General features: G+C 46.5%; 20 protein-coding genes. 16 read left to right on the top strand and 4 right to left on the bottom strand.

What is annotated here, in order from left to right; all coding sequences use genetic code 11:
• Positions 1–133 precede the first annotated feature (133 nt).
• The 6 genes from F0364_RS02240 (at position 134) to ftsY (ending at position 8,943) form a co-directional block, all read left to right on the top strand.
• A complete protein-coding gene (locus F0364_RS02240; protein WP_153796123.1) occupies positions 134–5,611 on the top strand; it encodes a CHAT domain-containing protein in 5,478 nt (1,825 codons plus the stop codon).
• Positions 5,612–6,019: 408 nt separating this feature from the next.
• Positions 6,020–6,790 (top strand): alpha/beta hydrolase, encoded by a 771-nt coding sequence (locus tag F0364_RS02235; protein WP_153796122.1) that lies wholly within the window; start codon positions 6,020–6,022, stop codon positions 6,788–6,790.
• A gap of 353 nt (positions 6,791–7,143) precedes the next feature.
• Positions 7,144–7,380, top strand: a complete 237-nt coding sequence (gene rpmB / locus F0364_RS02230) for a 50S ribosomal protein L28 (protein WP_153796121.1) — start codon at positions 7,144–7,146, stop codon at positions 7,378–7,380.
• 28 nt (positions 7,381–7,408) lie between these two features.
• Positions 7,409–7,591: a 50S ribosomal protein L33 gene (gene rpmG, locus F0364_RS02225; RefSeq protein WP_153796120.1), complete on the top strand. Its 183-nt coding sequence runs from the start codon at positions 7,409–7,411 to the stop codon at positions 7,589–7,591.
• Between the two features lie 2 nt (positions 7,592–7,593).
• On the top strand, positions 7,594–7,764 hold the full coding sequence (locus F0364_RS02220; RefSeq protein WP_153796119.1) for a DUF4295 domain-containing protein: 171 nt from the start codon (positions 7,594–7,596) through the stop codon (positions 7,762–7,764).
• Between the two features lie 219 nt (positions 7,765–7,983).
• On the top strand, positions 7,984–8,943 hold the full coding sequence (gene ftsY / locus F0364_RS02215; protein WP_153796118.1) for a signal recognition particle-docking protein FtsY: 960 nt from the start codon (positions 7,984–7,986) through the stop codon (positions 8,941–8,943).
• 77 nt (positions 8,944–9,020) lie between these two features.
• On the opposite strand, the gene F0364_RS02210 is transcribed toward ftsY, so the two are convergent.
• Both F0364_RS02210 and F0364_RS02205 read right to left on the bottom strand, forming a co-directional pair.
• Positions 9,021–9,479 carry a hypothetical protein gene (locus F0364_RS02210; protein ID WP_153796117.1) on the bottom strand — a complete coding sequence of 153 codons (459 nt, stop codon included), beginning with the start codon at positions 9,477–9,479 and terminating at the stop codon, positions 9,021–9,023.
• A 138-nt stretch (positions 9,480–9,617) separates the two neighbouring features.
• Complete coding sequence (locus F0364_RS02205) at positions 9,618–10,094, bottom strand: hypothetical protein (RefSeq protein ID WP_153796116.1); 477 nt, start codon at positions 10,092–10,094, stop codon at positions 9,618–9,620.
• A 438-nt stretch (positions 10,095–10,532) separates the two neighbouring features.
• Here F0364_RS02205 and F0364_RS02200 point away from each other — a divergent pair, with 438 nt between their 5' ends.
• Positions 10,533–13,880, top strand: coding sequence for a zinc-dependent metalloprotease (locus F0364_RS02200; protein WP_153796115.1), 3,348 nt, complete (start codon positions 10,533–10,535; stop codon positions 13,878–13,880).
• 300 nt (positions 13,881–14,180) lie between these two features.
• Here the strand turns inward: F0364_RS02200 and F0364_RS02195 are convergent, their stop codons facing one another.
• On the bottom strand, positions 14,181–14,675 hold the full coding sequence (locus F0364_RS02195) for a SixA phosphatase family protein (protein ID WP_153796114.1): 495 nt from the start codon (positions 14,673–14,675) through the stop codon (positions 14,181–14,183).
• Between the two features lie 86 nt (positions 14,676–14,761).
• Between F0364_RS02195 and F0364_RS02190 the strand changes: the two genes are divergently transcribed.
• From F0364_RS02190 to F0364_RS02165, 6 genes are all read left to right on the top strand, one after another.
• Positions 14,762–15,154 carry a VOC family protein gene (locus F0364_RS02190; RefSeq protein WP_153796113.1) on the top strand — a complete coding sequence of 131 codons (393 nt, stop codon included), beginning with the start codon at positions 14,762–14,764 and terminating at the stop codon, positions 15,152–15,154.
• A gap of 72 nt (positions 15,155–15,226) precedes the next feature.
• Complete coding sequence (locus tag F0364_RS02185) at positions 15,227–15,616, top strand: cupin domain-containing protein (protein WP_153796112.1); 390 nt, start codon at positions 15,227–15,229, stop codon at positions 15,614–15,616.
• A 108-nt stretch (positions 15,617–15,724) separates the two neighbouring features.
• Positions 15,725–16,690 carry a 3-keto-disaccharide hydrolase gene (locus tag F0364_RS02180; RefSeq protein WP_207632477.1) on the top strand — a complete coding sequence of 322 codons (966 nt, stop codon included), beginning with the start codon at positions 15,725–15,727 and terminating at the stop codon, positions 16,688–16,690.
• Positions 16,691–16,981: 291 nt separating this feature from the next.
• Entirely contained in the window at positions 16,982–17,599 is a 618-nt protein-coding gene (locus tag F0364_RS02175; protein WP_153796111.1) for a hypothetical protein, read from the top strand.
• A gap of 137 nt (positions 17,600–17,736) precedes the next feature.
• Positions 17,737–18,234: an ankyrin repeat domain-containing protein gene (locus F0364_RS02170; protein WP_207632476.1), complete on the top strand. Its 498-nt coding sequence runs from the start codon at positions 17,737–17,739 to the stop codon at positions 18,232–18,234.
• A gap of 93 nt (positions 18,235–18,327) precedes the next feature.
• Positions 18,328–19,032 (top strand): class I SAM-dependent methyltransferase, encoded by a 705-nt coding sequence (locus tag F0364_RS02165; RefSeq protein WP_153796110.1) that lies wholly within the window; start codon positions 18,328–18,330, stop codon positions 19,030–19,032.
• Between the two features lie 31 nt (positions 19,033–19,063).
• On the opposite strand, the gene F0364_RS02160 is transcribed toward F0364_RS02165, so the two are convergent.
• Positions 19,064–19,285 carry a hypothetical protein gene (locus F0364_RS02160; protein WP_153796109.1) on the bottom strand — a complete coding sequence of 74 codons (222 nt, stop codon included), beginning with the start codon at positions 19,283–19,285 and terminating at the stop codon, positions 19,064–19,066.
• Positions 19,286–19,459: 174 nt separating this feature from the next.
• On the opposite strand from F0364_RS02160, the gene F0364_RS02155 reads away from it, so the two are divergent.
• The 3 genes from F0364_RS02155 to F0364_RS02145 are packed head-to-tail and all read left to right on the top strand — an operon-like array spanning position 19,460 to position 20,988.
• The gene (locus tag F0364_RS02155; RefSeq protein ID WP_153796108.1) at positions 19,460–19,960 is read left to right on the top strand and encodes an RNA polymerase sigma factor; all 501 of its coding nucleotides are present in this window, start codon (positions 19,460–19,462) and stop codon (positions 19,958–19,960) included.
• On the top strand, positions 19,957–20,754 hold the full coding sequence (locus F0364_RS02150) for an anti-sigma factor (protein ID WP_207632475.1): 798 nt from the start codon (positions 19,957–19,959) through the stop codon (positions 20,752–20,754). Before F0364_RS02155 ends, F0364_RS02150 begins: the two co-directional genes overlap by 4 nt.
• 12 nt (positions 20,755–20,766) lie before the next feature.
• Entirely contained in the window at positions 20,767–20,988 is a 222-nt protein-coding gene (locus F0364_RS02145; protein ID WP_153796106.1) for an AtpZ/AtpI family protein, read from the top strand.
• The last annotated feature ends 140 nt before the right edge of the window (positions 20,989–21,128 follow it).

Genomic DNA, 21,128 nt, shown 5'->3' with positions numbered 1-21,128 from the left:
TTTTAAAACAAATAAGCCAAAAACAACTGCTGGCTATTGCAAAAGAAATTTTGTAAGAGTATATTAGTCAGCCTGAAACACATGCGGCTTTATTATAAGTCTACAAAGTCACTAAACACATCAACCAGCCATCATGAAAGTAACTAAACTAACCATCAGGGGGCAGAAACAGCTAACAGCCACCGGAAGCGATGACGACTTGCTGCAACTTGATTCGTCTTACCTGGTTGCCGGCGCCACAAGGGCGCTGGCTGAAAACCACCCCGTGGACTTACCTGATGACAAAATAGCGGAGTTTGTTTTTGAAGACAATACCACCTGGCTTTGCAGCAACCAGTCAATTACCGAACTTTTTCCTGAGGCGGCAGGGCCCAGCCGCTCCCTGGATGGCTCTTTTGAAATTCCGTTGGTGCTGCGTAACCCTGCCGAAACAGAGCGGGGTATTGTAAGTGATGTGGCGGTAAAAATCATTAACATCTTTACCAAAAAAGCGGTAACCATAGCCGTAAAAAAAGCCGCTGAGAAATTTGAAGAAAGTAAACTTAACAACCGCGTAGGGTTGTACCGGCTGGATGAAAATTTTGAACTGCAAAATTACATTACCCCTGATACCACCAGGCCCTGCCTGCTTTTTCTTCATGGCACGGCTTCATCAACAGACGGTTCTTTCGGCGGCATGAAGGGGTCTGCACTTTGGGCACATATAACCCAAACTTATGGCGGCAATATACTGGCTTTTCAGCACCGCAGCCTTACGCAAAGCCCGCTGGATAATATTGCTGAACTGGCCGCCCTGTTGCCGGGCAATATAACGCTGCACATCATCAGCCATAGCCGTGGCGGCCTGCTGGGAGATATTCTTTCCCGCTTTGCCAGCAAAAGCCAGGGAGAAACAGGATTTACAAAAGAGGAGATAGACTACCTGGAAAAAATAAAGGATGGCGGGGAGGGCAAGGGCAAAAACGACAAAAGCAACCGGGATAAAGATATTGCCAACATAAAAGAGCTGCAGGAAACATACAAGTCAAAAAACATATTTGTTGAAAGGTTTATAAGAGTTGCCTGCCCGGCCGCCGGCACTGTACTGGCCAGCAAACGCATGGATGTTTTTTTTAACATTATCGCCAATATTGGCCAGGTGTTTATTGGCGCTGCTGCCGGACCAGCTTACAGCGCCCTAAAGAACCTGGTGGCCGCGGTTATTGATACCAAGGATGATGTAAGCGTATTGCCCGGCCTGGAAGCCATGAACCCGGAATCGCCTTTTATCAAGGTGCTTAACAATCCTTCAACCACGGCCACAATAGACCGGCCATTGGCTATTGTGGCGGGCAACTGCAGTATCGGCTTTAACCTTAAGGCCATCCGCATTATAGCCTCCAAGCTTTTCTTTTTAGAACAAAACGACCTTATTGTCAACAGCAGCTCCATGTACCTGGGCACCAGGAGAACAGAAAAAGTGCAGTACTTTTTTGACGACGCGGGTAATGTGGACCACTTTCACTATTTCATCAACGACAAAACATCACAGGCCATATTGCAGGCTTTAAAAGGCGTACCCGGGCAAGACATACCCGGCTTTACCACATTTGTACAACCTGCGGTAACCCAGGCCCAACGTGCCCTGCTGGAAGGTGGAGAGCTGTTTGGTGATACTGTTACCGGCAACAGGCCCATTGCCATATTGCTACCGGGAATTATGGGCTCTAACATTGGCCCCAAAGGAGACCTTGTTTGGATAAACTACCTGAAATTTATAGGTGGCCATTTAATGGACCTGAAGGATACGGATGCCTACTCCGCCAGTTCGTTGATAAAAACTTCGTATAAAAAGCTGAAGGATTTTCTTTCCCAGAGTTACGACGTAGTCACTTTTCCGTTCGACTGGCGAATACCACTTTCAGAAAGCGCTAAAGCATTTGATGCACAGGTTAGGGAATTGATGGAGTTTAACCAACCTATTAAAGTAATAGGGCACTCAATGGGTGGCGTGCTGGTGCGTGACTTTATGGTTAACCACAGTGAGACCTGGCAAAAGCTGAATAACTCTGCAGGTTTCCGCCTGGTTTTCCTGGGTTCTCCGCTTGGCGGCTCTTTCAGGATTCCGTATGTGCTGTTTGGCAAAGATCCTATTATTAAGAAGCTAAGCATGCTGGACATCAAGCACAGTAAGTACGACCTGCTGCAAATGTTCTCTAAAATGCAGGGCCTGCTAAGCCTGCTGCCTTTTGAAGTTGGCGCCAGCGGCGACATGGGTAACGAAGACACCTGGAAGCAAATGCGTACCGCGTTTGGCGACTCCGGCTGGCCCGTACCGGATAAGAATACGCTGGAACCATTCAGGCAGCAGCGGGAAAAGGCAAAAGAAGTAAAAGACGAGTACTATAAAAATGCCGTGTACATAGCCGGTAAAGATAAATCAACCCCTATGGGTTGTATGGTTGAAGAAGATACCAACGGCAAGGAACTGGTTTTTTTAAGTACAGCCGAGGGCGACCAGAGCGTTACCTGGGAAAGCGGTATACCCAAGGCCATGATAGCCGCGGATACCGTGTACTATGCGCAGGTTACCCACGGCGCATTGGCCAACGAGCCGTCCCTGTTTAAAGGCATCGCAGAAATACTTGAAAGCGGCAGCACCAGCCTGCTAAGCAAAAGAAGGCCCGTTATACGCGGCGAAGAGAAAGTGTTCAGAACTTCAGAAGAATATGACTTTGACCTATCAGCGGAAGGCCTTGAAAATACCCTGCTCGGCCTGATGGGCGGCCCTGTAATTTCAAAAGCCAGCGAAGTGCCCATTAAGGTAAAAGTTACCAATGGAGATTTAAAGTATTCCGAATACCCTGTACTGGCCGGCCATTTTGAAGACGACGGAATTTTGTTTGCGGAAAATGCCATAGACTGCTACCTGGATGGCATTCTTAAAAAGCGGCACAGGCTGGGGTTGTACCCAGGCAAAATAGGCACCAGCGAAGTGCTGTTTTCATCCAACGATACATTAAAAGGCGCCATTATTACCGGCCTGGGTAAACCGGGCAAATTAACGGCTTACCAACTGTCCTTAACAGTAGAGCAAGGTGTAGCCAGTTACCTGCTTCATTTAAACAATCCTTCGGCTGTTAAAAAAGCAGCAGGCACCGCAAAAACGGCGGGTATATCATCGCTCATCATTGGTTGTGGTTATGGCGGCCTTTCGGTAGAAAACTCTATAAGGGCGGTTGTTGAAGGCGTGCAGAATGCCAACGAGAAAATAAAACAGGTGTATGGCGATAACGGCATTATTGCCGAAGAAATTGAGTTTATTGAGAAGCTGGAAGACAGGGCATTAAACTGCTTCTACTCACTAAGCAGGATAGCTGCAGACAACAGCCGCACACTGAATATTGCATTGGGCAAGAAAACAATTACCACGGTGCTGGGCTCTGTAAAACGCATGCCACGGGAAGACAGCGAAGAATGGTGGAACCGCATTACCGTATCCCGCCTGTTTAAGCAGAATGAAAAGCCGGATGCACCTGTAAAACACCTGCTGTTTAGCTCTTCCACCGGCGGTGCCAGGGAAGAGGTGCGGGATTTATACAGCAGCCGTGGTATTATGGAGGAGCTGGTGGATGAAATATCCACGCAGGATAATTGGTCGCCCGGTTTGGCGAAAACCATTTTTGAACTTATTATACCCAATGATTTTAAAGAAGAACTAAAGAAACAATGCAACATTAACTGGATACTGGATAAAGATACCGCCAGCTACCCGTGGGAGTTGTTGCAGGACAGCAGCAGCAATGCCAAACCGCTCTGCATTAATGCCGGCATGATACGGCAACTGGCCACCAAAGATTTCAGGCTTAAGATAAACGCCGTGGCAAAATCAACCGCGCTGGTAATTAGCGAGCCCGATTTAAAAGGCTTTGCCCCACCATTGCCCGGTGCGCTGGAAGAAGGCCGCATAGCGCAGGAAGCACTGCAACAAAATGCTTTCGCGGTAACGCATGTACCCAAAGGGTCGCCTGCGGAAATTATCAAAGCCCTGTTCCAGGAAGATTACAAAGTGATACACCTGGCGGGGCATGGCGTGTTTGATGCTGAAAATCCCGAACAATCAGGCATGCTGATAGGCAAAGGCGTTTACCTTACCACAAGGGAAATCATCCAGATGAGCGCTGTGCCGGAACTGGTTTTTGTCAACTGCTGTTTCCTGGGCAAAACAAGTGGTGCGGCAGAAGACCTGTACAGCCGGCGTTACAAACTGGCTGCCAATATAGGCACCCAGTTAATTGACAATGGCGTCAAGGCCGTTATAGCCGCAGGCTGGGCTGTAAACGATACGGCAGCGCTGCTGTTTACCGAAGTTTTTTATAAGCACATGCTGGGCGGTTACAACTTTGGCGATGCGGTGCATGCCGCCCGTAAGGCTGTGTATGATACCTACCCCGCCACCAATACATGGGGCGCTTACCAATGCTACGGTGACCCCTTTTATAAGCTTAACCTGCGCTCCCCTGACAAAAAAGGCGGCACCACCAGTTATGTAATTGCACGGGAGGCAGAGTGCGACCTGTTTAACCTGCAAAACGAGCTGGAAATGGGCGACTCTGCCCAGCAAAACCTGGAAAAGCTAAAGGAAATAGCCGCCGCGGTTGACAAAGCCCAGGTGCGGGATGCCGGCATTACCGAAAAAGAGGCACTTATTTATACCGAACTGGCCATGTACGACCAAGCTATTGCCAAATTTGAAGCGCTGCTGAACATGGAGAAAGCCAATTTCTCCTTCCTTAGCATGGAGAAATACTGCAATGTAAGGGCTAAGAAATATGTGCAGGACTTTTTGAAAAGCGGCGGTAAAGACAAACAATACTACCGCAAGATAGATGCGGTGATAGCACACCTTGATTTGCTGATAAACTCCGGCGCTACAGCGGAGCGCTACAGCCTGTTGGGCAGCGCCTATAAACGCAAAGCCATGTTAACGGTAAACGATGCCGAAAAAGATGCCGCTTACCAGCTTGCCGCCAATGCTTATAATGAAGCCAACAAGGTTAAAAACAATAGCAACATAGTCTATACCGCAACCAACTGGCTGGAGTTATTGAGCATTATTGCCTGGCGTGCCGGCAAGGAGCTAAAAGACACGCTGGATGCTGACACATTTAAACAAGCCGAAGCTATGAAGGCGAAGCTGGAAAAGAAACAGTCTGACCTTGACGACACACCTGATGAATATTGGGATATGGTGGCTGCCGCCAACATTAAGCTTACGCTGCTGTTGTTAAACCGCAAAGAGGCCAAAAATGCCGCTGCCTGGAACCAGGTTGGCGCCGATTTTATGAAGATATGGAAACGGGCAGGCTCGCCCGGTAAAAAGCTGGCAGAACTTGAGCAGTTGCAGTTTTTGGCAGATGCTTTATCAACTGCGCCGGCCGCCGGGGAAGCAGGCAGCAAACGGCGTAAAACTGCCCAGCCAGACGATGTAATTACCAGCGAACGCCTGGGCATATACATTGAAGAAGTACGCAAAGCACTGGAGAATATGTCGGCTAAAAAAACCACCGCTGCCCCTGCCGCAGCAGCGCCCAAAAAAGCTGCCGCCAAAAAGCGGGCAGCTAAAAAATAAAACAAAATTTCTTTTGGGCACCGGCGACGGTAATCCTGGCCAGGCTTTCGTTGTGTCACTCACTTGTACGGTTGGATTCGCTATGCAGCTTTTCCCGCAATATAGTTTACCGTTCTGCCGACATCGGCGGCAGAACGGTAAACCAGCGGGGCTGGCGCTCAAAAAATTATTCACCGCAACAGCACACAGGGCTATCCTTTGAAGCATTGTAGCGGCATGGTATGTACCGGCAGTAATGTTTATTCAAAAGCCCATTACATACACAATGAAATAATTTTAAACATCAACATTAAATAATAAATTAGCTTCAGTTGTGCACGGCCCCCAATGCGTATAGCCATGAATGTTTAGTGCGACAAACCCGCCTGCAAACCAAAACTGTCATTCACCTTAAAACTATAAACACCTATGGCGAAGTCAAAAAACATCGTGCTTATTCATGGCAATTTTGTAAACAACCTTAGCTGGTCTAACTGGAAACAGCATTATGAACAAAAAGGATACATCGTTCATACCCCGGCTAACCCTGGGCACGAAGGCAATCCTGCGGCATTACGGGCCAACGTTCATCCAGACCTTGTTAAAACAGGCTTTATTGATGTAGTGAACAATATTGCCGCTTTAATAGACAGTCTGCCTGAAAAACCCCTGGTAATAGGTCACTCCATGGCTGGCATGGCTACCATGAAACTGGTGGAAATGGGAAAAGCCGCCGCCGGTGTAAGTATAGATGGAGCGCCCCCAAAGAATGTTTTTCCGCCATTTCAAACACTTAAAACAGTAATACCGGCTTTCGGTTTTTTCTCTGGTTCTAAATATTTTATGGGCAGCCGTAAATGGTATGATTATGCCTTTTTCAATACCCTGCCCGACGCGGAAAAGGAAAAAGCATTCGAAAAATTCGCCGTGCCCGAAAGTTATAAGGTAAGCAGGGAGTTGGTATTGAATTCGTTTTCCAATATAGACTTTAAGAAACCCCATGCACCGCTTTTGTTTATTGGCGGCGGCAGCGACCATATATTTCCCACCAGCCTTACGAAAACCATAGCAGGCAGGTATAAAGACGCTGATAGCCGGGTAGAGGTAAAAATATTTGAAGGCAAAAGCCATTTCATCTGCGGAGAGCCGGGCTGGGAAGCGGTGGCTGATTATATATCGGATTGGTGGGAAAAACTGTAATGCCCGGCGCAGCAGGGTAAAGAGCATTTGGTACATGCTATGGTATGTTATAGCGGTCCGTTAAAATCTGTTCTGACCCTGTAATAAGGTGCTGGTTTATAAAACCGGGGCTCATACGCCAACAGATGCCCGCGCCAGGGATTGAAGCGGTTACCCCGGTGAAGGCTTAGTGCGGGGCCTTTGTGCCGGAGTATGAGCGGAAAGCCCGGTGCTTTAGCAGGCGCCCTGTTATTATTCAAAAACCGGCAAAACATGGTTTTCCACATGTTTGCAACAAATTCTCAAAAAAATCAACATTTCTGCTTGAATTTCATTGCAGATGCCTACCTTTGCCGTCCGAAAAAATTACTGTCATGGCTAGAGTATGTCAGGTTACTGGTAAAAAACCCATCACGGGTAATAGTGTTTCTCACTCAAACATTAAAACCAAGCGCCGTTTTTTACCCAACTTACAAACCAAACGTTTCTTCTTTGCAGAAGAAGACCGCTGGGTAACCTTAAAAGTTTCTACCGAAGCAATCAGGACTATCAATAAGAATGGCCTGGCTCCGGTAATTAAGGAAATGAGAGCAAAAGGTGCTAAAATCTAACAATTACAAAGTTTAAATTGCTTATACAATGGCAAAGAAAGGTAACAGGGTTCAGGTAATATTGGAATGTACCGAGCACAAAACAAGTGGTCAACCGGGTACAAGCCGTTATATTACCGTTAAGAACAAAAAGAATACTCCCGAACGCCTGGAGTTAAAAAAGTATAACCCTATTCTGAAAAAAGTAACTGTTCATAAAGAAATTAAATAATCATGGCAAAAGCAGCTTCAAAAAACGCTAAAGTAAAAGACCTGAAGGCTTCTGCAGACGCGAAGAACTGGACTAAAGTAATTAAGGCTGTACGCAGCCCCAAAACAGGCGCCTATACTTTTAAAGAAGGCATCATCCACAAAGACAAGGTGAAGGATTTTTTAGCTAAATAATTTTGGCTGATAAATGTTATTATAAAAGCTTCCTGTTTATAACCGGAAGCTTTTTGTATTTTCATCCGGCGTGGTGAAGTATTTTTAATACGAGCGGCGGTAACTCCGGTTGAGCACCAGTTGCGTTGCAAGCACTTCATCTGAATCAAATACATCAACAAGGCTCCGTAAGTGTAGCTATTCCTTAAGAATAAACCGGGGCGGCAAATTTTATCTTTCATGAGTTTTTTTGGAAAACTGTTCGGCAAAAAAGAAAAAGAAAGTTTAGACCAGGGTTTGCAGAAAACGAAAGAAGGTTTTCTTTCTAAAATAACCAAAGCCATTGCAGGTAAAAGCAGTGTTGACGATGAGGTGCTGGACAACCTGGAAGAGGCATTGGTGACTGCGGATGTTGGTATAGATACAACGCTTGCAGTTATTGAGCGTATACAGAAAAGAGTAGCCCGTGATAAGTATGTAGGTACCGGCGAGCTGAATAAGCTGCTGCAGGAAGAAATGGAAGACATGATGGTGGATGCCGCCGAACAGAGTTACCGGGATTTCGGCATACCGCCCGGAAAAAAACCTTACGTGATAATGGTGGTTGGCGTAAACGGTGTTGGTAAAACAACAACCATCGGCAAACTGGCGCATAATTTTAAGAAAACCGGCAAATCTGTAATCCTGGGCGCAGCGGATACCTTCAGGGCCGCTGCGGTTGACCAGCTAACCATTTGGAGTGAGCGTGTGGGCGTGCCTATCGTAAAACAATCCATGGGCAGCGACCCAGCCTCTGTTGCGTTTGATTCTGTACAAAGTGCCCTGGCTAAGGGTGCCGATGTGCTGATTATTGATACCGCCGGCCGCCTGCACAATAAAATACACCTGATGGATGAGCTAAGTAAAATAAGAAGGGTGGTGCAAAAAGTAATACCCGATGCCCCGCACGAGGTTTTGCTGGTGCTGGATGGTTCTACAGGACAAAATGCTTTGGAACAGGCCAAACAGTTTACCGCCGCTACCGATGTAACCGCGTTGGCCATTACCAAGCTGGATGGTACCGCCAAGGGTGGAGTGGTGCTGGCCATTGCCAATCAGCAAAAAATTCCCGTAAAGTATATAGGCGTGGGAGAAAAGATTGATGACCTGCTGATATTTGATAAACACGAATTTGTAGATAGCCTGTTTAAGCTTTCATAGGTTTGAATAGTTGTAAAAAATAAAGCCGGTTCTCTTACGACAACCGGCTTTTATATTTGGGTTTCTCTACACTAAAATTACAATGCAAACCTAAAGCCCACACCGGCAAAGAAGCTGAAATCTGTACCAGGTGTTAAGGAAAAAGTGGGGTTTACATCAAATGCTATAGTAATGGGGGCGCCGCTGAATTTATAGTCAAGCCCAACGGTACCTTTTAAAGCCAGGTAAAATTCTTCATACAAACTGCCTAATTGGGCGCCGGGGCCTACATACCATTTTAAACCCTGTGCTCCGGTAATGTTGCCGTGCCACTCATAAAGGCCTTCGGCTATAAATGTTTTACTTTTAAAAAGCAGGGAGCCTTCAAGGGCGGTATTGCCTTCCAGGAAATGCTTTACGTTAAGGCCACCTATTGATCCATCGCCAAAATAACCTTTGGCGCCAATTGCAGTGGTGTAGCTGCTACTCATATTTTGTGCGTGGGATACGGCATAAAGACCGAATGTTAAAAGGGCAACGAGGAGCGTTTTTTTCATAAATCTAAAGTTTGGTTTGAAAATTCATAAAATCATGCCAGTTTCAAATGCATGGCAAAAATGCACAATGGCACAAAGAAAGAATAATTTGTCTTCACCGCTCATTTTTCCGGTGTCATATTTTAGCTACAAAGGTTTCTAAAAAGTGTACCTTATACCCAGGCCGCCATAAGCGCCGGAAAAATTAGTGTTACCTGCTATAACAATAGAGGGTTGCCAATCCAGGCTAACGTTAAGTGGCAGGTCACGAAATTTGTAATCAAGCCCTATAATACCATCAATGCCCAAATCCGCTGTGTTCTTAGTGGTGGTTTTGTTTTCAGCAGAAAGCTGGTCTTCTTTTCCAAAGCCAATGTGGGCGCCGGGGCCTACAAACCAGGAGAGGCCTTCCACATCCAGCGTATAAAAATTAAATTCGTATAACCCCGTAAGGCGAAAGCCACCGCCCTTGAATGTGCCCAGCACTTCTACATTATTGGTTTCAGTAAGAAATTGTTTGTACGAAACAGAAAAACCGCCCGGAAATTTTAGACCCAATGCACGGTCGTAAGAGGTTTGAGCAGCGGCTGCAAGAAAAGACCCACAGCAAATAACGGTTACCAGTATGTTCTTCATGATGCAATTAATTTATAATGTTACTCCCCCAAACGTACCATGCGGTGCAGATGTTATCAAATAGTTGTTAAAGCTGCTGTTTGTCTTAAGAAATGTAAGGGAAGCCATTTCAGGACAAGACTCAAGACACACACATCATACATCCCACACCTAACATCTAACATTTGTTTGGGGGTGTCCCTCGTACCTCGGGTCGGGCTTTCCGCTATTACTCCGCCACAAGGCCGGGTTGCGAAGGCCTCAGCGGGGTAACCGCTTCAATCCCTCACCCGTTGGTGACGCCTGTTGTTTCATTTGCAAACAGGTTGCCGGGACAACTTTGCAGAAAACTTGCCCTGCCAGGTGATGCTTTTATTTGCGCTATATTTTACTTTCAACAATCTCAAAAAAGTGTTAATTTTCTATAGCAATCTCAACTAACGATAAAACAACACTTCCATGAAACCATTTTTACGAACCCTTGTTCTGCTTGCTTTTGTGAGTATCTATTCTGTGTCTTATTCCCAAAAATTATGGACAGATGCATCTGAAACTGCGGCAGCAAAATCATTAATAACGCAAAAAGGAAAAACAATGCCCGCCCACTACAGGGTGGTACAACTCAATACATCCGGGCTTAGCAGTTTACAGCGAACTATACCAAAAGAAAACCTAAGCAGCAGGCTGGCTTCTTCAAAAACGTTGATAGAGCTGCCGGCGCCGGAAGGTAACAACCAGTCTTTTAAAATTGCCGAATCTCAACTGCTGGATGATGAAATGCAGCGCCAGCACCCGGAAATAAGAACCTACATACTGCATGATGCCGTTACCGGTGCTATGAGGGGAAGGGCTACGTTTAGCCCGCATGGTGTAAGTGCCATGATCTTTTCTGATAAAGGAACATTTAATGTATACCCTTTCAGCAAAAATGGCGGGGGGCTTCATATGTCCTACTATACCAAAGAGCTTAAAACAAGGGGCAAGGTAAGTTGTGGTGTTAATGATGCCGATGTGGAAATTCCGGATGTGTTACGTGGCAACAAAGAACAGGCAGGTGACTGCCTGAGGCGCACCTACAGGATAGCAATTGCCGCTACGGGAGAATTTACCGACTGGGCGGGCGGCCAGGCTGCTGCAATAACCAGCATAACCGAAACCATCAATAGTGTTGAAGCAATATATGAAAGGGAAGTAGCCATAAGATTTACCCTTATAACCAGGAATAATTTTACGTTTACCAATGCAGCAACTGACCCCTACCCTACTTCCAATTTTCCTTCTGCAGCAATACTGGATGCAAATCATGAAACCCTTATTAATGCCTTAGGTATAAACGGCTTTAACCTGGGCATGGTATTCAGTAATGGCTGGAATGGCGGCCTTGCTTACCGGCCTTCTGCCTGCAATGCCGATTACAAGGGTGGTGCCGCAGCGGGATTGGTTGACTCCATTTTTGATGACGGCCCATCAGGCCCCATATTTGTAAGTACGGTAGCACACGAAATTGGCCACCAATTCAGTGCCACCCATAGTTTTGCAGCCAATAATGGTAGCTGTAACGGCAACGCAAACGTATCCACATCATGGGAGCCGGGGGGGGGCTCTACCATCATGGCCTATGCGGGAAGCTGCCAGGATGATGATGTAAATAACTACTACCAGTTTTACAGCGATGATTATTTTCACAGCGGTAACCTGGCGCAGATAAAAAACTATCTTACAACAGGTGGCACCTGTGCAACGGGTATTGTCACATCCAATGAGGCGCCTGTTATAACTGTTCCTGCCGCCACTTATACCATACCAAATGGTACCCCCTTTATGCTTACCGGCACAGGCACGGATGCTGATGGCGATCAACTGTATTACACCTGGGAACAGTTAGACCCGGCATCAGCAGCAACCAGCCTTCCGCCGCAGGCTACCAGTACCAACGGACCCAACTTCAGGTCATATTTTCCATCAGGCAGTCCAACAAGGGTGTTTCCTTCAATGGCGGATATAGCAGCAGGTAATTCACCCGATTTCGAAGTACTGCCAACTGTTGCCCGCACGTTGCATTTCAGGCTTACGGCCAGGGATATCGCCTCTGTAGGCGGCTGTACCGGCGAAGAAGATGTAGCAGTAACCTTAACCGGCAATGGGCCCTTCAGGGTCACTTCCCAGTCCGCAGCCACAACGTGGACGGCGAATGAAACCAACACTGCCACTATTAACTGGAATGTTGCCAATACCAATGCGGCGCCGGTAAACTGCTCCGCGGTGGATATACTATTTTCCATTGATGGCGGGCTTACTTTTCCTTATACGTTACTTTCCAACACACCCAACGACGGAACACAGTCCATTACCATTCCTAATATACCTACATATAATGGAAGGATAATGGTAAAGGCACGCAACAATATCTTCTTTAACCTTAACAGCGGAGCGATTACGATTGAGTCAGCCTGCGCATCCGAAGGCGCATTTATTACGCCCGCCACAAGCGTTTCCGCAGATGCAGGCAGCCCGGCCCTCAACCTGGCGCTTAGCCCTGTGTATGGCAGCATCTTTACACCATCAGGTTCTGTAACAGCTTCTGACCCTGTTACTTACCTGCAGGTAGCCAGCAGCGAAGGTGGTTGCGAGTTCTTTGGTAATGCTTTTTACCATGATACTCATAATTTTTATGTTGATACAATGGGAGTTTACCAACTTGTTCAGCCAGATGATGCAATATGGGCTGCAGTTTTCAATTTGTATGCAGACACTTTTGATATCAATAACCCTTGCCAAAATTTTATTGCCTCAAATGCTGAATATAATTTTGATAGCAACAGAATTTACATTTCTAATTTTATCGAACAAACACTCAATCCCAAAACGAAATACGTACTAGCAGTAGGAAGCTTCAGCTCCGAACAACCGGCAAGGCCATTTAATTACCAGATAGGCATAACCGCCGCTTCGGCAGGCAGCCTATTCAACGGCCTGCCTAACCCCGGCGCAGGATTTAACTACAGGTATGTTATCTACAACAAAACAACCGGCGTTATTAAGGGCATTGTTGCAGATGCGGATTTAAGCAATGCCACCACTTATACGCCGGGCACCTACCTGGTGTACGGTTTATCTTACGCCAGCACAATTACCAACGCTACGCTTAACGGCTATGTAGGCGGCCAGTTCAGCACACTGTACAACGACCTGTTGAATAAACCAGGCACCCGTTGCGGCAACCTGAGCAAGAACTTTGTAGAGGTTACCGTTACCGGTACATTGCCTGTACAAATGCTGCCGCTTACAGCCGAAAAATCCGGCAAGGCATCTTTGCTGAAATGGGGTACTGTTACAGAACAAAACAGCAGCTATTTTGAAGTGCAGCGCTCAGCGGATGGCAACAATTACACAGCTATCGGCAAAGTGGACGCGGCAGGTAATTCCACAGTAAAGCGCAACTACAACTTTACAGATAACAACCCGTTGCCAGGCGTTAACTATTACAGGTTAAAACAGGTAGATAAGGATGGCGTGTTCAGCCTCAGCAATATTGCCACGCTTGATTTTGATGCCAGCAGGTTGCTTGCCCTGTTCCCCAATCCAGCAAAATCTGTATTAAACCTTAAGTACATTACCCGCAAAAATGAAAATGTGGAATTGCTGGTGTACGACAGCAGGGGTACGCTGGTTAAAAAAGCCACCCTTAGCGCACAAGCCGGGCAGAATATGAAACCATTGAATGTGGCAGGACTGGCCAAAGGCATGTATGTTATCAGGGCCATCAGTAATGATGAAACCTTTATCATCAAGTTTGCCAAGGATTAGTTTTCTGCAGCGAATATGTTTGTAACGAAGGAGCGCCGGCAATGCCGGCGCTCCTTCGTTTTTCGGTTTGCAGCTATTAAAATCAATCAGTTTACACAAGCACTAAGCCTACTCCATAATCAAAGCCTCATAGTAATTCTGTCGCCCAATGGCTGCCGGATTGAAACGAAAACCCCGCTGAAGGTGCTGTGCGTCTGGTCTTGTGGCGGAGTTGCAGTGAAAAGCCGGGACTGGAGTTGAGCAATGCCTTCCTGCTGAAAGCCCCAAAATATTCGCCGGGCAATGCGGCATCAGCAAGCCTTAATAGGTTATTACTTCATCCGCAGCTTTTCCCTCCTGCAGTTTAATAATCCAGATTTGGTTATAAACCGCATCATCAAGTGTTTGGTATTTATCGTTGCCAAGTAATTTATTGGCAAGTTGTGGCGTGGTATTGCTGTGGCCGGCCACAACAATGGTTTTACCCTTAATTTTTTTAAGGCTTTCGGCAAAAGCGGTAAGCGCATCAGGATCGTAGGGCATTATCTCTTTACCGGTGGCGGCCGCCCAGGGCGTAATGGTTTGCCTGGTGCGCCGGTAATTGGTGGAGTAAAACATATCGGGTTTATATGCAGCCAGTGCGCTTTGCAATTTGTTTGCCCTTGCAAAACCTGCGGCGGAAAGCGTGGGGTCGGTTGCGGCCGTATCTTTTTCCGCATGGCGCAGCAGGATAATGGTGGTGTTTTGACACTTTGCAACAGCGGGCTGCAACATTAATAACAGCAAAGTAATAACGGGAAGAATGAGTTTGCGCATAATAACAGGATGAAGGATAAAACTACTGATAAAAACGTGCCGGGCAAATTGATTACATGTTGCCGTAAAAAACGCATATTCACGCCATGAAACAAAAACTTGCGCATATAGCCATTGTTGTAAGGGATTACGATGAGGCGATAAATTTTTATACAGTAAAACTTGGCTTCAGGCTGGTGGAAGACAGTATTTTAAGCGATACCAAAAGATGGGTGCTGGTTGCGCCACCCGGCCCGGACGGCTGCATGCTGCTGCTTGCCAAAGCCGCTTCTCCACAGCAGGAAAGCCGTATAGGTAACCAGACCGGCGGAAGGGTATTCCTGTTCCTGCATACAGATGATTTTCAGCGGGATTACCAAAACCTGCTGTATCACAACATTACCATTGTTCGTGGGCCTTCTGTTGAGGCTTATGGCACTGTGGCGGTTTTCCAGGACCTCTATGGCAACCTTTGGGACCTGGTTGAACCATCTCATTAACCGCGGGTTGGCATGGCATGCTTATTGATTTGGCATTGGAAGCATTATTGTAACACCACAAGCAATACCTGTATGACACTCAAATCAAACCACGCCACGCAAAACAGGCCCGCCGGCAGCAGGCCAATTGATGCCACCAATATGCTGGCCGATATTGACAACTACATTAACACCATAAAGCAGGAAGATGCCTGGCAAAAAAGCGACAGGAACGCCATTACCGTTTTTAAAACAAGCGGCATTACCATCGTATTATCCGGCATGCACGCCGGCGCTGTTATAGATGATTATAACCGCGGCGGTATAAGCACCATACAGGTGCTGGAAGGTAAAATTGTATTCACCAGCGATGGGGAAGAAAGGGAAGCTACCAGCGGCCAACTGATTATTACCCATAGGGATGGAAAATACTTCATAAGGGCGCTGGAAGACAGCTTTTTGCTGCTCACCATTAAGGAATAAAGACACTGCACATGCTTTTAATATCGTTACACAAGTTACCTGCGTATGCGGCTACATTTAATATTTATCTGTAATATTGAAACTTAACGACAGCACAAAACACTTTATATGAAAAAAACCGTATTACGTTACAAGCGTGTTTTGCAACGCTTTTTTATGCCTGCCATTGTTGCCTGTGTTTCAGTAAGCATGTCTTTGGCGCAGCACGATGCTGGCCCCGCTGCTATAGAAGGCCGGTGGGATTTAACTGTTGATATAAACGGCAAGCCTTTCCCCTCCTGGCTTGAAGTAAGGCATTCCGGCATACGCACACTCGTGGGGCAGTTTGTGGGCACAGGCGGTAGTGCAAGGCCCATTTCTAAGGTAAATTTCACTGACAACAAGGTAAGCTTCGCCATTCCCCCGCAGTGGGAGCAGGAGAGCAACGATATGCAATTCCAGGCAGCTCTTGCCAACGATAAACTAACCGGTACCATTATCACTCCCGCCGGCAAAACACATAGTTTTACGGGTGTACGTGCCCCGGCATTGCGCCGTACGGCTGAACCTGTTTGGGGAGATCCGGTAAGCATTTTTAATGGCAAAGACTTAACTGGCTGGCATGCGCTTGGCGAAAACCAGTGGATAGTGGAAAATGGTGTTTTGCGCAGCCCCAAATCAGGCGCTAACCTGGTTACTGACAACAAATACAACGATTTTAAACTTCACATAGAATTCCGCTACCCAAAAGAAAGCAACAGCGGCGTGTACCTGCGCGGCCGCTACGAAGTGCAGGTTATGGATAGCAAAGGCATGGAACCGCTAAGCGGGTACCTCGGCGGCATTTATGGCTTTATTGCCCCGCTGGAAATGGTGGCTAAAGACCCCGGCGAATGGCAGTCTTACGACATCACCCTGGTGGGCAGGGTGGTAACCGTGGTGGCTAATGGCAAAACCATTATCTGCAACCAGGAAATTCCCGGCGTAACCGGCGGCGCCTTAGACAGTAACGAAGGCGAGCCCGGCCCCCTGCAAATACAGGGCGACCATGGCCCCATTGAATACCGCAACATTGTAATTACGCCAGCCAAATAAAATAGCCAGGCGTTTGTGCGAGGGCTGTCAACCTAATAGGTAAGGGTTGGCAGCCCTTGTATTTTTTAAATACCAGCAACATAGCTCTGTGGCATCGCCTGTTGCGTCGCAATCCGTTCGTCGTTCTTATCATTGGGCGGCATTTAAGCGGGTATTAACATAGTAGTGCCATTCATTCTCCAATACATCAATTACCCTGCTTCAATTCATACGGCCTGCACAGCAACTCATTCCTCCACAGCTTTGCAAGCAACTACACCCAACCCAACTTTGCCCTACTAAACCTTTAATATGAAAAAGATCCTTGTGGCTGTTGCCTTATTTGTTGCAACCGGCAGCTTTGCCAAACAACCTGTTGCTGTGAAAAATACAGCAACCAATACCGTTCCTGAAGCAGTGCTTACAGACGACTCTACTTACTGGTCTATCACCACCCTGTCAACCGTGGGCTATGTAAACACCACTCCCGGCGCTTATTACAATACTTATAAAAGTGGCGGCGGCATGATTGTTAAGTTTAAATTCAAACCCGGCAACCGCTACGAATTTATGTTGTATGTGCAGGCCAACAGCTACGGCACAGATACCGAAACCTGGACGCACTGTGAAGGCAGCGTTGAGTTTACCAAAGATGCCCGGAACCAAAACATTTTTATTACCCGTGCGGAGAAAGGCACTTACCGCATTATCAAGAACGGGCGTACCACTACAAGGCCCATTAACGAGAGTGAATTAAAGGGCCAGCATTCCTGCACTTACCTCTGGGAAAAAACAACTTTGGCCAACGACCCTAACAATATTTACCTGTTAATGGTTGACATGGAAGCACACCCCGGCGCTGATGTTAACAACCCTGCAACCATAGACCCTTCATGGGTTTCTAAATTCCATATACCTGTAAAAAAATAAGCATAGCAACCCTTTATTGAAAAGGCCGCCCCACAGGCGGCTTTTTTTACATTACCTACACCTGCCTGCTAAGTTTATACAAGCGGTAACCGTAATGCCTGTAACTTAAGTTAACTTCAAAGCATAAAGCTTTCCGTATGTCTATTCTTACACGCAAAAAATTTATACGCCTGTTTGCATTTGGCAGCGGCGTTATGGTTACAGCACAACCTGCGGCCTTTGCACAATCCGCACAGCAAAAACCACCTGCCCTGCCACCGGAACTTGTAAAAGAATTTGTGATTGCCGGACACGGCAACCTTGAAAAAGTTAAGCAAATGCTTGACAAAGAACCCGGCTTGCTAAACGCCTGCTGGGACTGGGGCGGCGGCGATTTTGAAACCGCCATAGAAGGCGCCGGCCACATAGGCAGCAGAGATTGCGCCAACTACCTGCTGCAACAGGGTGCCCGCATGAACATATTCTGCGCCGCTATGCTTGGGCAACTTGAAGTTGTAAAAGCCCTGCTGACCGCCTATCCCCAGCTAAAAACTTCGCGGGGGCCGCACGGGTTGCAGTTGCTCCATCATGCCGCCAAAGGCGGCGATGACGCCAGGGAAACTTTAGCCTACCTGCAATCCCTCGGCGCATCGTAAGGATGGTGAGGACTAACCCCTGAATCGTGAACAAACACATCGTACATCCTACATCGTACATCAAACATTACCCAAACATCGTACATTGCCCTGATGACAGACATTTTTGGTACTGCCCTGTACGATTACTACCAGCAAAAACGCCCTGGCAAATTGTGGATACACAACCGTTACGGCCCAAAGGAAGAAATGCCCCTGGGCGCCTATTTTAGAACAGAGGCTGATATGAATGATATTGAGCTAACCGCGTTGAGGCAATGCCGCGGCACAGTGATTGATGTTGGAGCTGGAGCAGGTACCCATACTTTGTTACTGCAAAGGAAAGGCCTGGATGTTACTGCCCTGGAAATATCACCCGGCGCCGTTGCGGTAATGAAGCAAAGAGGAGTTAAAAAAATTATCCAACGTGATTTTTTTGCCTGCAAAGGAAAACGCTTTGATACATTGCTGCTGCTGATGAATGGCATTGGTTTGGTGCAGACATTAAGCGGTTTGCACCAGTTTCTGCAACATGCTGCTACTATGCTGCAACCCGGCGGCAGGCTGCTGTTTGATTCTTCGGATGTAGCTTATATCTACGACAAGAAGAACGCTGTACCCAACAATTACTATGGAGAAATTGATTACCGTTACGAATATAAAAAGCAAAAAAGCGGCTGGTTTAAATGGCTGTATGTTGACAGGCAAACGCTTAAACAAATTGCGCGGCAGCATGGCTGGAACTGCAGGATAATAAGAGAAGACGAAAACGGCCAGTACCTGGCAAGGCTAACAAGAAAAGACGCCAACTCCCTATAAAAAAATGCCGGGATATGCTCCCGGCTATCGTTTATTGCTCTCCTTTGTCCAGTGGGTTTCTGCGGGATGGGATTACGGTTTGCTCATCATCGCTCAGGTACACCCAAAATTCGTAGAGCTCAAAAATATCGCCGGGTACTTTGGTGCCGCCCTGCTCGCTGGGCCGCTCGTAAGAACCCAGCAAATTGCCGTTGTACTTAATCTCAATCAGCTTTTTTTCATGGCTCAATGTTTTAAAGGTTTCAATTGTCATACCATAGTTTTTTTGATGAACATAAATTATTACTGTCAGCTACCAGCGCCACAAACCAATGTCAAAACAATTTTGAAACCTGTATTGGCCGGTTAACTGTAAATGCAATGATAAATGATTCTGCCTAACTTATGGTTTCATTTTTTCGCTATTTTCGTTTAAACTGCCAACTTTTTGGAAATCGCCACCACCTATACGGAAGCTGAATTACCGGCGCTGTTAAAAGCCCGTGATTGGAGCGCTTTCAGTTTTCTGTACGAAAATTACAGTGGCGCTTTGTACAGCACTATCTTACATATTATTCCGGAACGGGAAAAAGCTAACCAGGTTTTACTGGAAACATTTGTGTATATTATGCTTAACATACAGCACTACAGTATAGAGAAAGGCAGCCTTTTTACCTGGATGTTCAGTATAGCCCGCAAACTCTCTTTACGCGTAATAAAAGCCGAAGTGGATGGACTTGAGCAACATGTATTAGATGGCGATTCAAATGGCTATGGGCTATATAAGGCATTGCAGCAATTAACACCGGAAAGCAGGCATATATTTGAGTTGGTTTATTATAAAGGCTACAGTTACCAGGAAGTGGCAGACAGGCATAAGCAAACTGCCCAGGCAGTAAAACAGCAATTGAGTAAAGCATTAATACAACTGAGAGACATTTTAAAGTGAACATACAGGAGTACATATTAAGCGGAATAGTTGAAAGCTACGTGCTTGGCATTGCAGATGAAAATGACCGGGGCGAATTTGAACAACTGTGCACTCAATATCCTGAGTTGGTACTTGCCCGAAATAAGTTTGAGCAATCGCTGGAAGCCAGTGCATTGCAACATGCTGTACACCCCCCGGAACATTTGAAAGCAAGCATCCTTGCATCTTTACAACAACCTACCCCTATAGCATCACCTAAAGTGATTACCATGCAAAACGGAAATATGCAGGCACGTAAAACCAACTGGCAGCCTTACCTGGCAGCAGCTTCTGTAATTGTTCTGCTGGTTTGTGGTTACCTGATTTACCAGCTACGCAGTACCAACAGCCAGTTGCTGAATGAAAACCAGGACCTGCAGGCCCGTTATAAATCAACAGACAGCATACTGAATAAAATAATTGACGAACAGAAAGTTATCCGCGATTCCAACATTACGGTTGTTAACATGGTTGGCACCCAGGCTGCACCCCGTTCCTCTGCCAATATTTATTGGGATTCTACTTCCACCAACGTTTTCCTGGTGGTAAAAAACATGCCTAAACTGCCCAATGAACAACAGTACCAGCTTTGGGCGCTGATTGATGGCAAACCCAAGGACCTGGGTGTATTTGACGCCAGCGATGATAAGGTTATCCTTAAAATGAACAATACCCAAAAGGCAGATGCCTTTGCCATAACCATTGAACAGAAGGGCGGCAACAAATCTCCCACCCTGGAAAAAATGCAGTCAATGGGCAAAACAAATTTGTAATACCGGTAGTACATGCAGCCCGGTAACTCCAGTCAAAATAACAGGCATACATTACTTAGGTACGCTGCCCTTGGCACACAGCTAATGGTAAGCCTTGCGGTAACAGTATATGGCGGTTTATGGCTTGATAAAAAACTCAGCCTTACCACTCCCCTGCTGGTTTGGATTTTACCGCTGCTGGTTATTTTCTCCACACTTTATAAACTGGTAAAAGACACTTCTTCAAAAAAATAGCCACCTGGTACTACTGCTGCTTACATTTAAGTTAAGGCCTGGGGCTTTTAGTAATTCTTTGCAGTTTCTGCTTCTGTTTTCTTATAGCGGAGATACAACAAAAAACCGGGGCCTTGTAGCTATCAAGAATAAATAACGCA

This window comes from Foetidibacter luteolus (genome assembly GCF_009650435.1).
Taxonomy (GTDB): domain Bacteria; phylum Bacteroidota; class Bacteroidia; order Chitinophagales; family Chitinophagaceae; genus Foetidibacter; species Foetidibacter luteolus.
This window is presented reverse-complemented; position numbering and strand designations above follow the sequence as displayed.

Coding starts and splice junctions, on each gene's coding strand:
- F0364_RS02200 (WP_153796115.1), top strand. CDS start 10,533: ATGAAACCATTTTTACGAACCCTTGTTCTGCTTGCTTTTGTGAGTATC.
- F0364_RS02220 (WP_153796119.1), top strand. CDS start 7,594: ATGGCAAAAGCAGCTTCAAAAAACGCTAAAGTAAAAGACCTGAAGGCT.
- F0364_RS02195 (WP_153796114.1), bottom strand. CDS start 14,675: ATGCGCAAACTCATTCTTCCCGTTATTACTTTGCTGTTATTAATGTTG.
- F0364_RS02175 (WP_153796111.1), top strand. CDS start 16,982: ATGAAAAAGATCCTTGTGGCTGTTGCCTTATTTGTTGCAACCGGCAGC.
- rpmB (WP_153796121.1), top strand. CDS start 7,144: ATGGCTAGAGTATGTCAGGTTACTGGTAAAAAACCCATCACGGGTAAT.
- F0364_RS02235 (WP_153796122.1), top strand. CDS start 6,020: ATGGCGAAGTCAAAAAACATCGTGCTTATTCATGGCAATTTTGTAAAC.
- rpmG (WP_153796120.1), top strand. CDS start 7,409: ATGGCAAAGAAAGGTAACAGGGTTCAGGTAATATTGGAATGTACCGAG.
- F0364_RS02180 (WP_207632477.1), top strand. CDS start 15,725: ATGAAAAAAACCGTATTACGTTACAAGCGTGTTTTGCAACGCTTTTTT.
- F0364_RS02170 (WP_207632476.1), top strand. CDS start 17,737: ATGTCTATTCTTACACGCAAAAAATTTATACGCCTGTTTGCATTTGGC.
- ftsY (WP_153796118.1), top strand. CDS start 7,984: ATGAGTTTTTTTGGAAAACTGTTCGGCAAAAAAGAAAAAGAAAGTTTA.
- F0364_RS02190 (WP_153796113.1), top strand. CDS start 14,762: ATGAAACAAAAACTTGCGCATATAGCCATTGTTGTAAGGGATTACGAT.
- F0364_RS02185 (WP_153796112.1), top strand. CDS start 15,227: ATGACACTCAAATCAAACCACGCCACGCAAAACAGGCCCGCCGGCAGC.
- F0364_RS02145 (WP_153796106.1), top strand. CDS start 20,767: ATGCAGCCCGGTAACTCCAGTCAAAATAACAGGCATACATTACTTAGG.
- F0364_RS02240 (WP_153796123.1), top strand. CDS start 134: ATGAAAGTAACTAAACTAACCATCAGGGGGCAGAAACAGCTAACAGCC.
- F0364_RS02160 (WP_153796109.1), bottom strand. CDS start 19,285: ATGACAATTGAAACCTTTAAAACATTGAGCCATGAAAAAAAGCTGATT.
- F0364_RS02210 (WP_153796117.1), bottom strand. CDS start 9,479: ATGAAAAAAACGCTCCTCGTTGCCCTTTTAACATTCGGTCTTTATGCC.
- F0364_RS02165 (WP_153796110.1), top strand. CDS start 18,328: ATGACAGACATTTTTGGTACTGCCCTGTACGATTACTACCAGCAAAAA.
- F0364_RS02205 (WP_153796116.1), bottom strand. CDS start 10,094: ATGAAGAACATACTGGTAACCGTTATTTGCTGTGGGTCTTTTCTTGCA.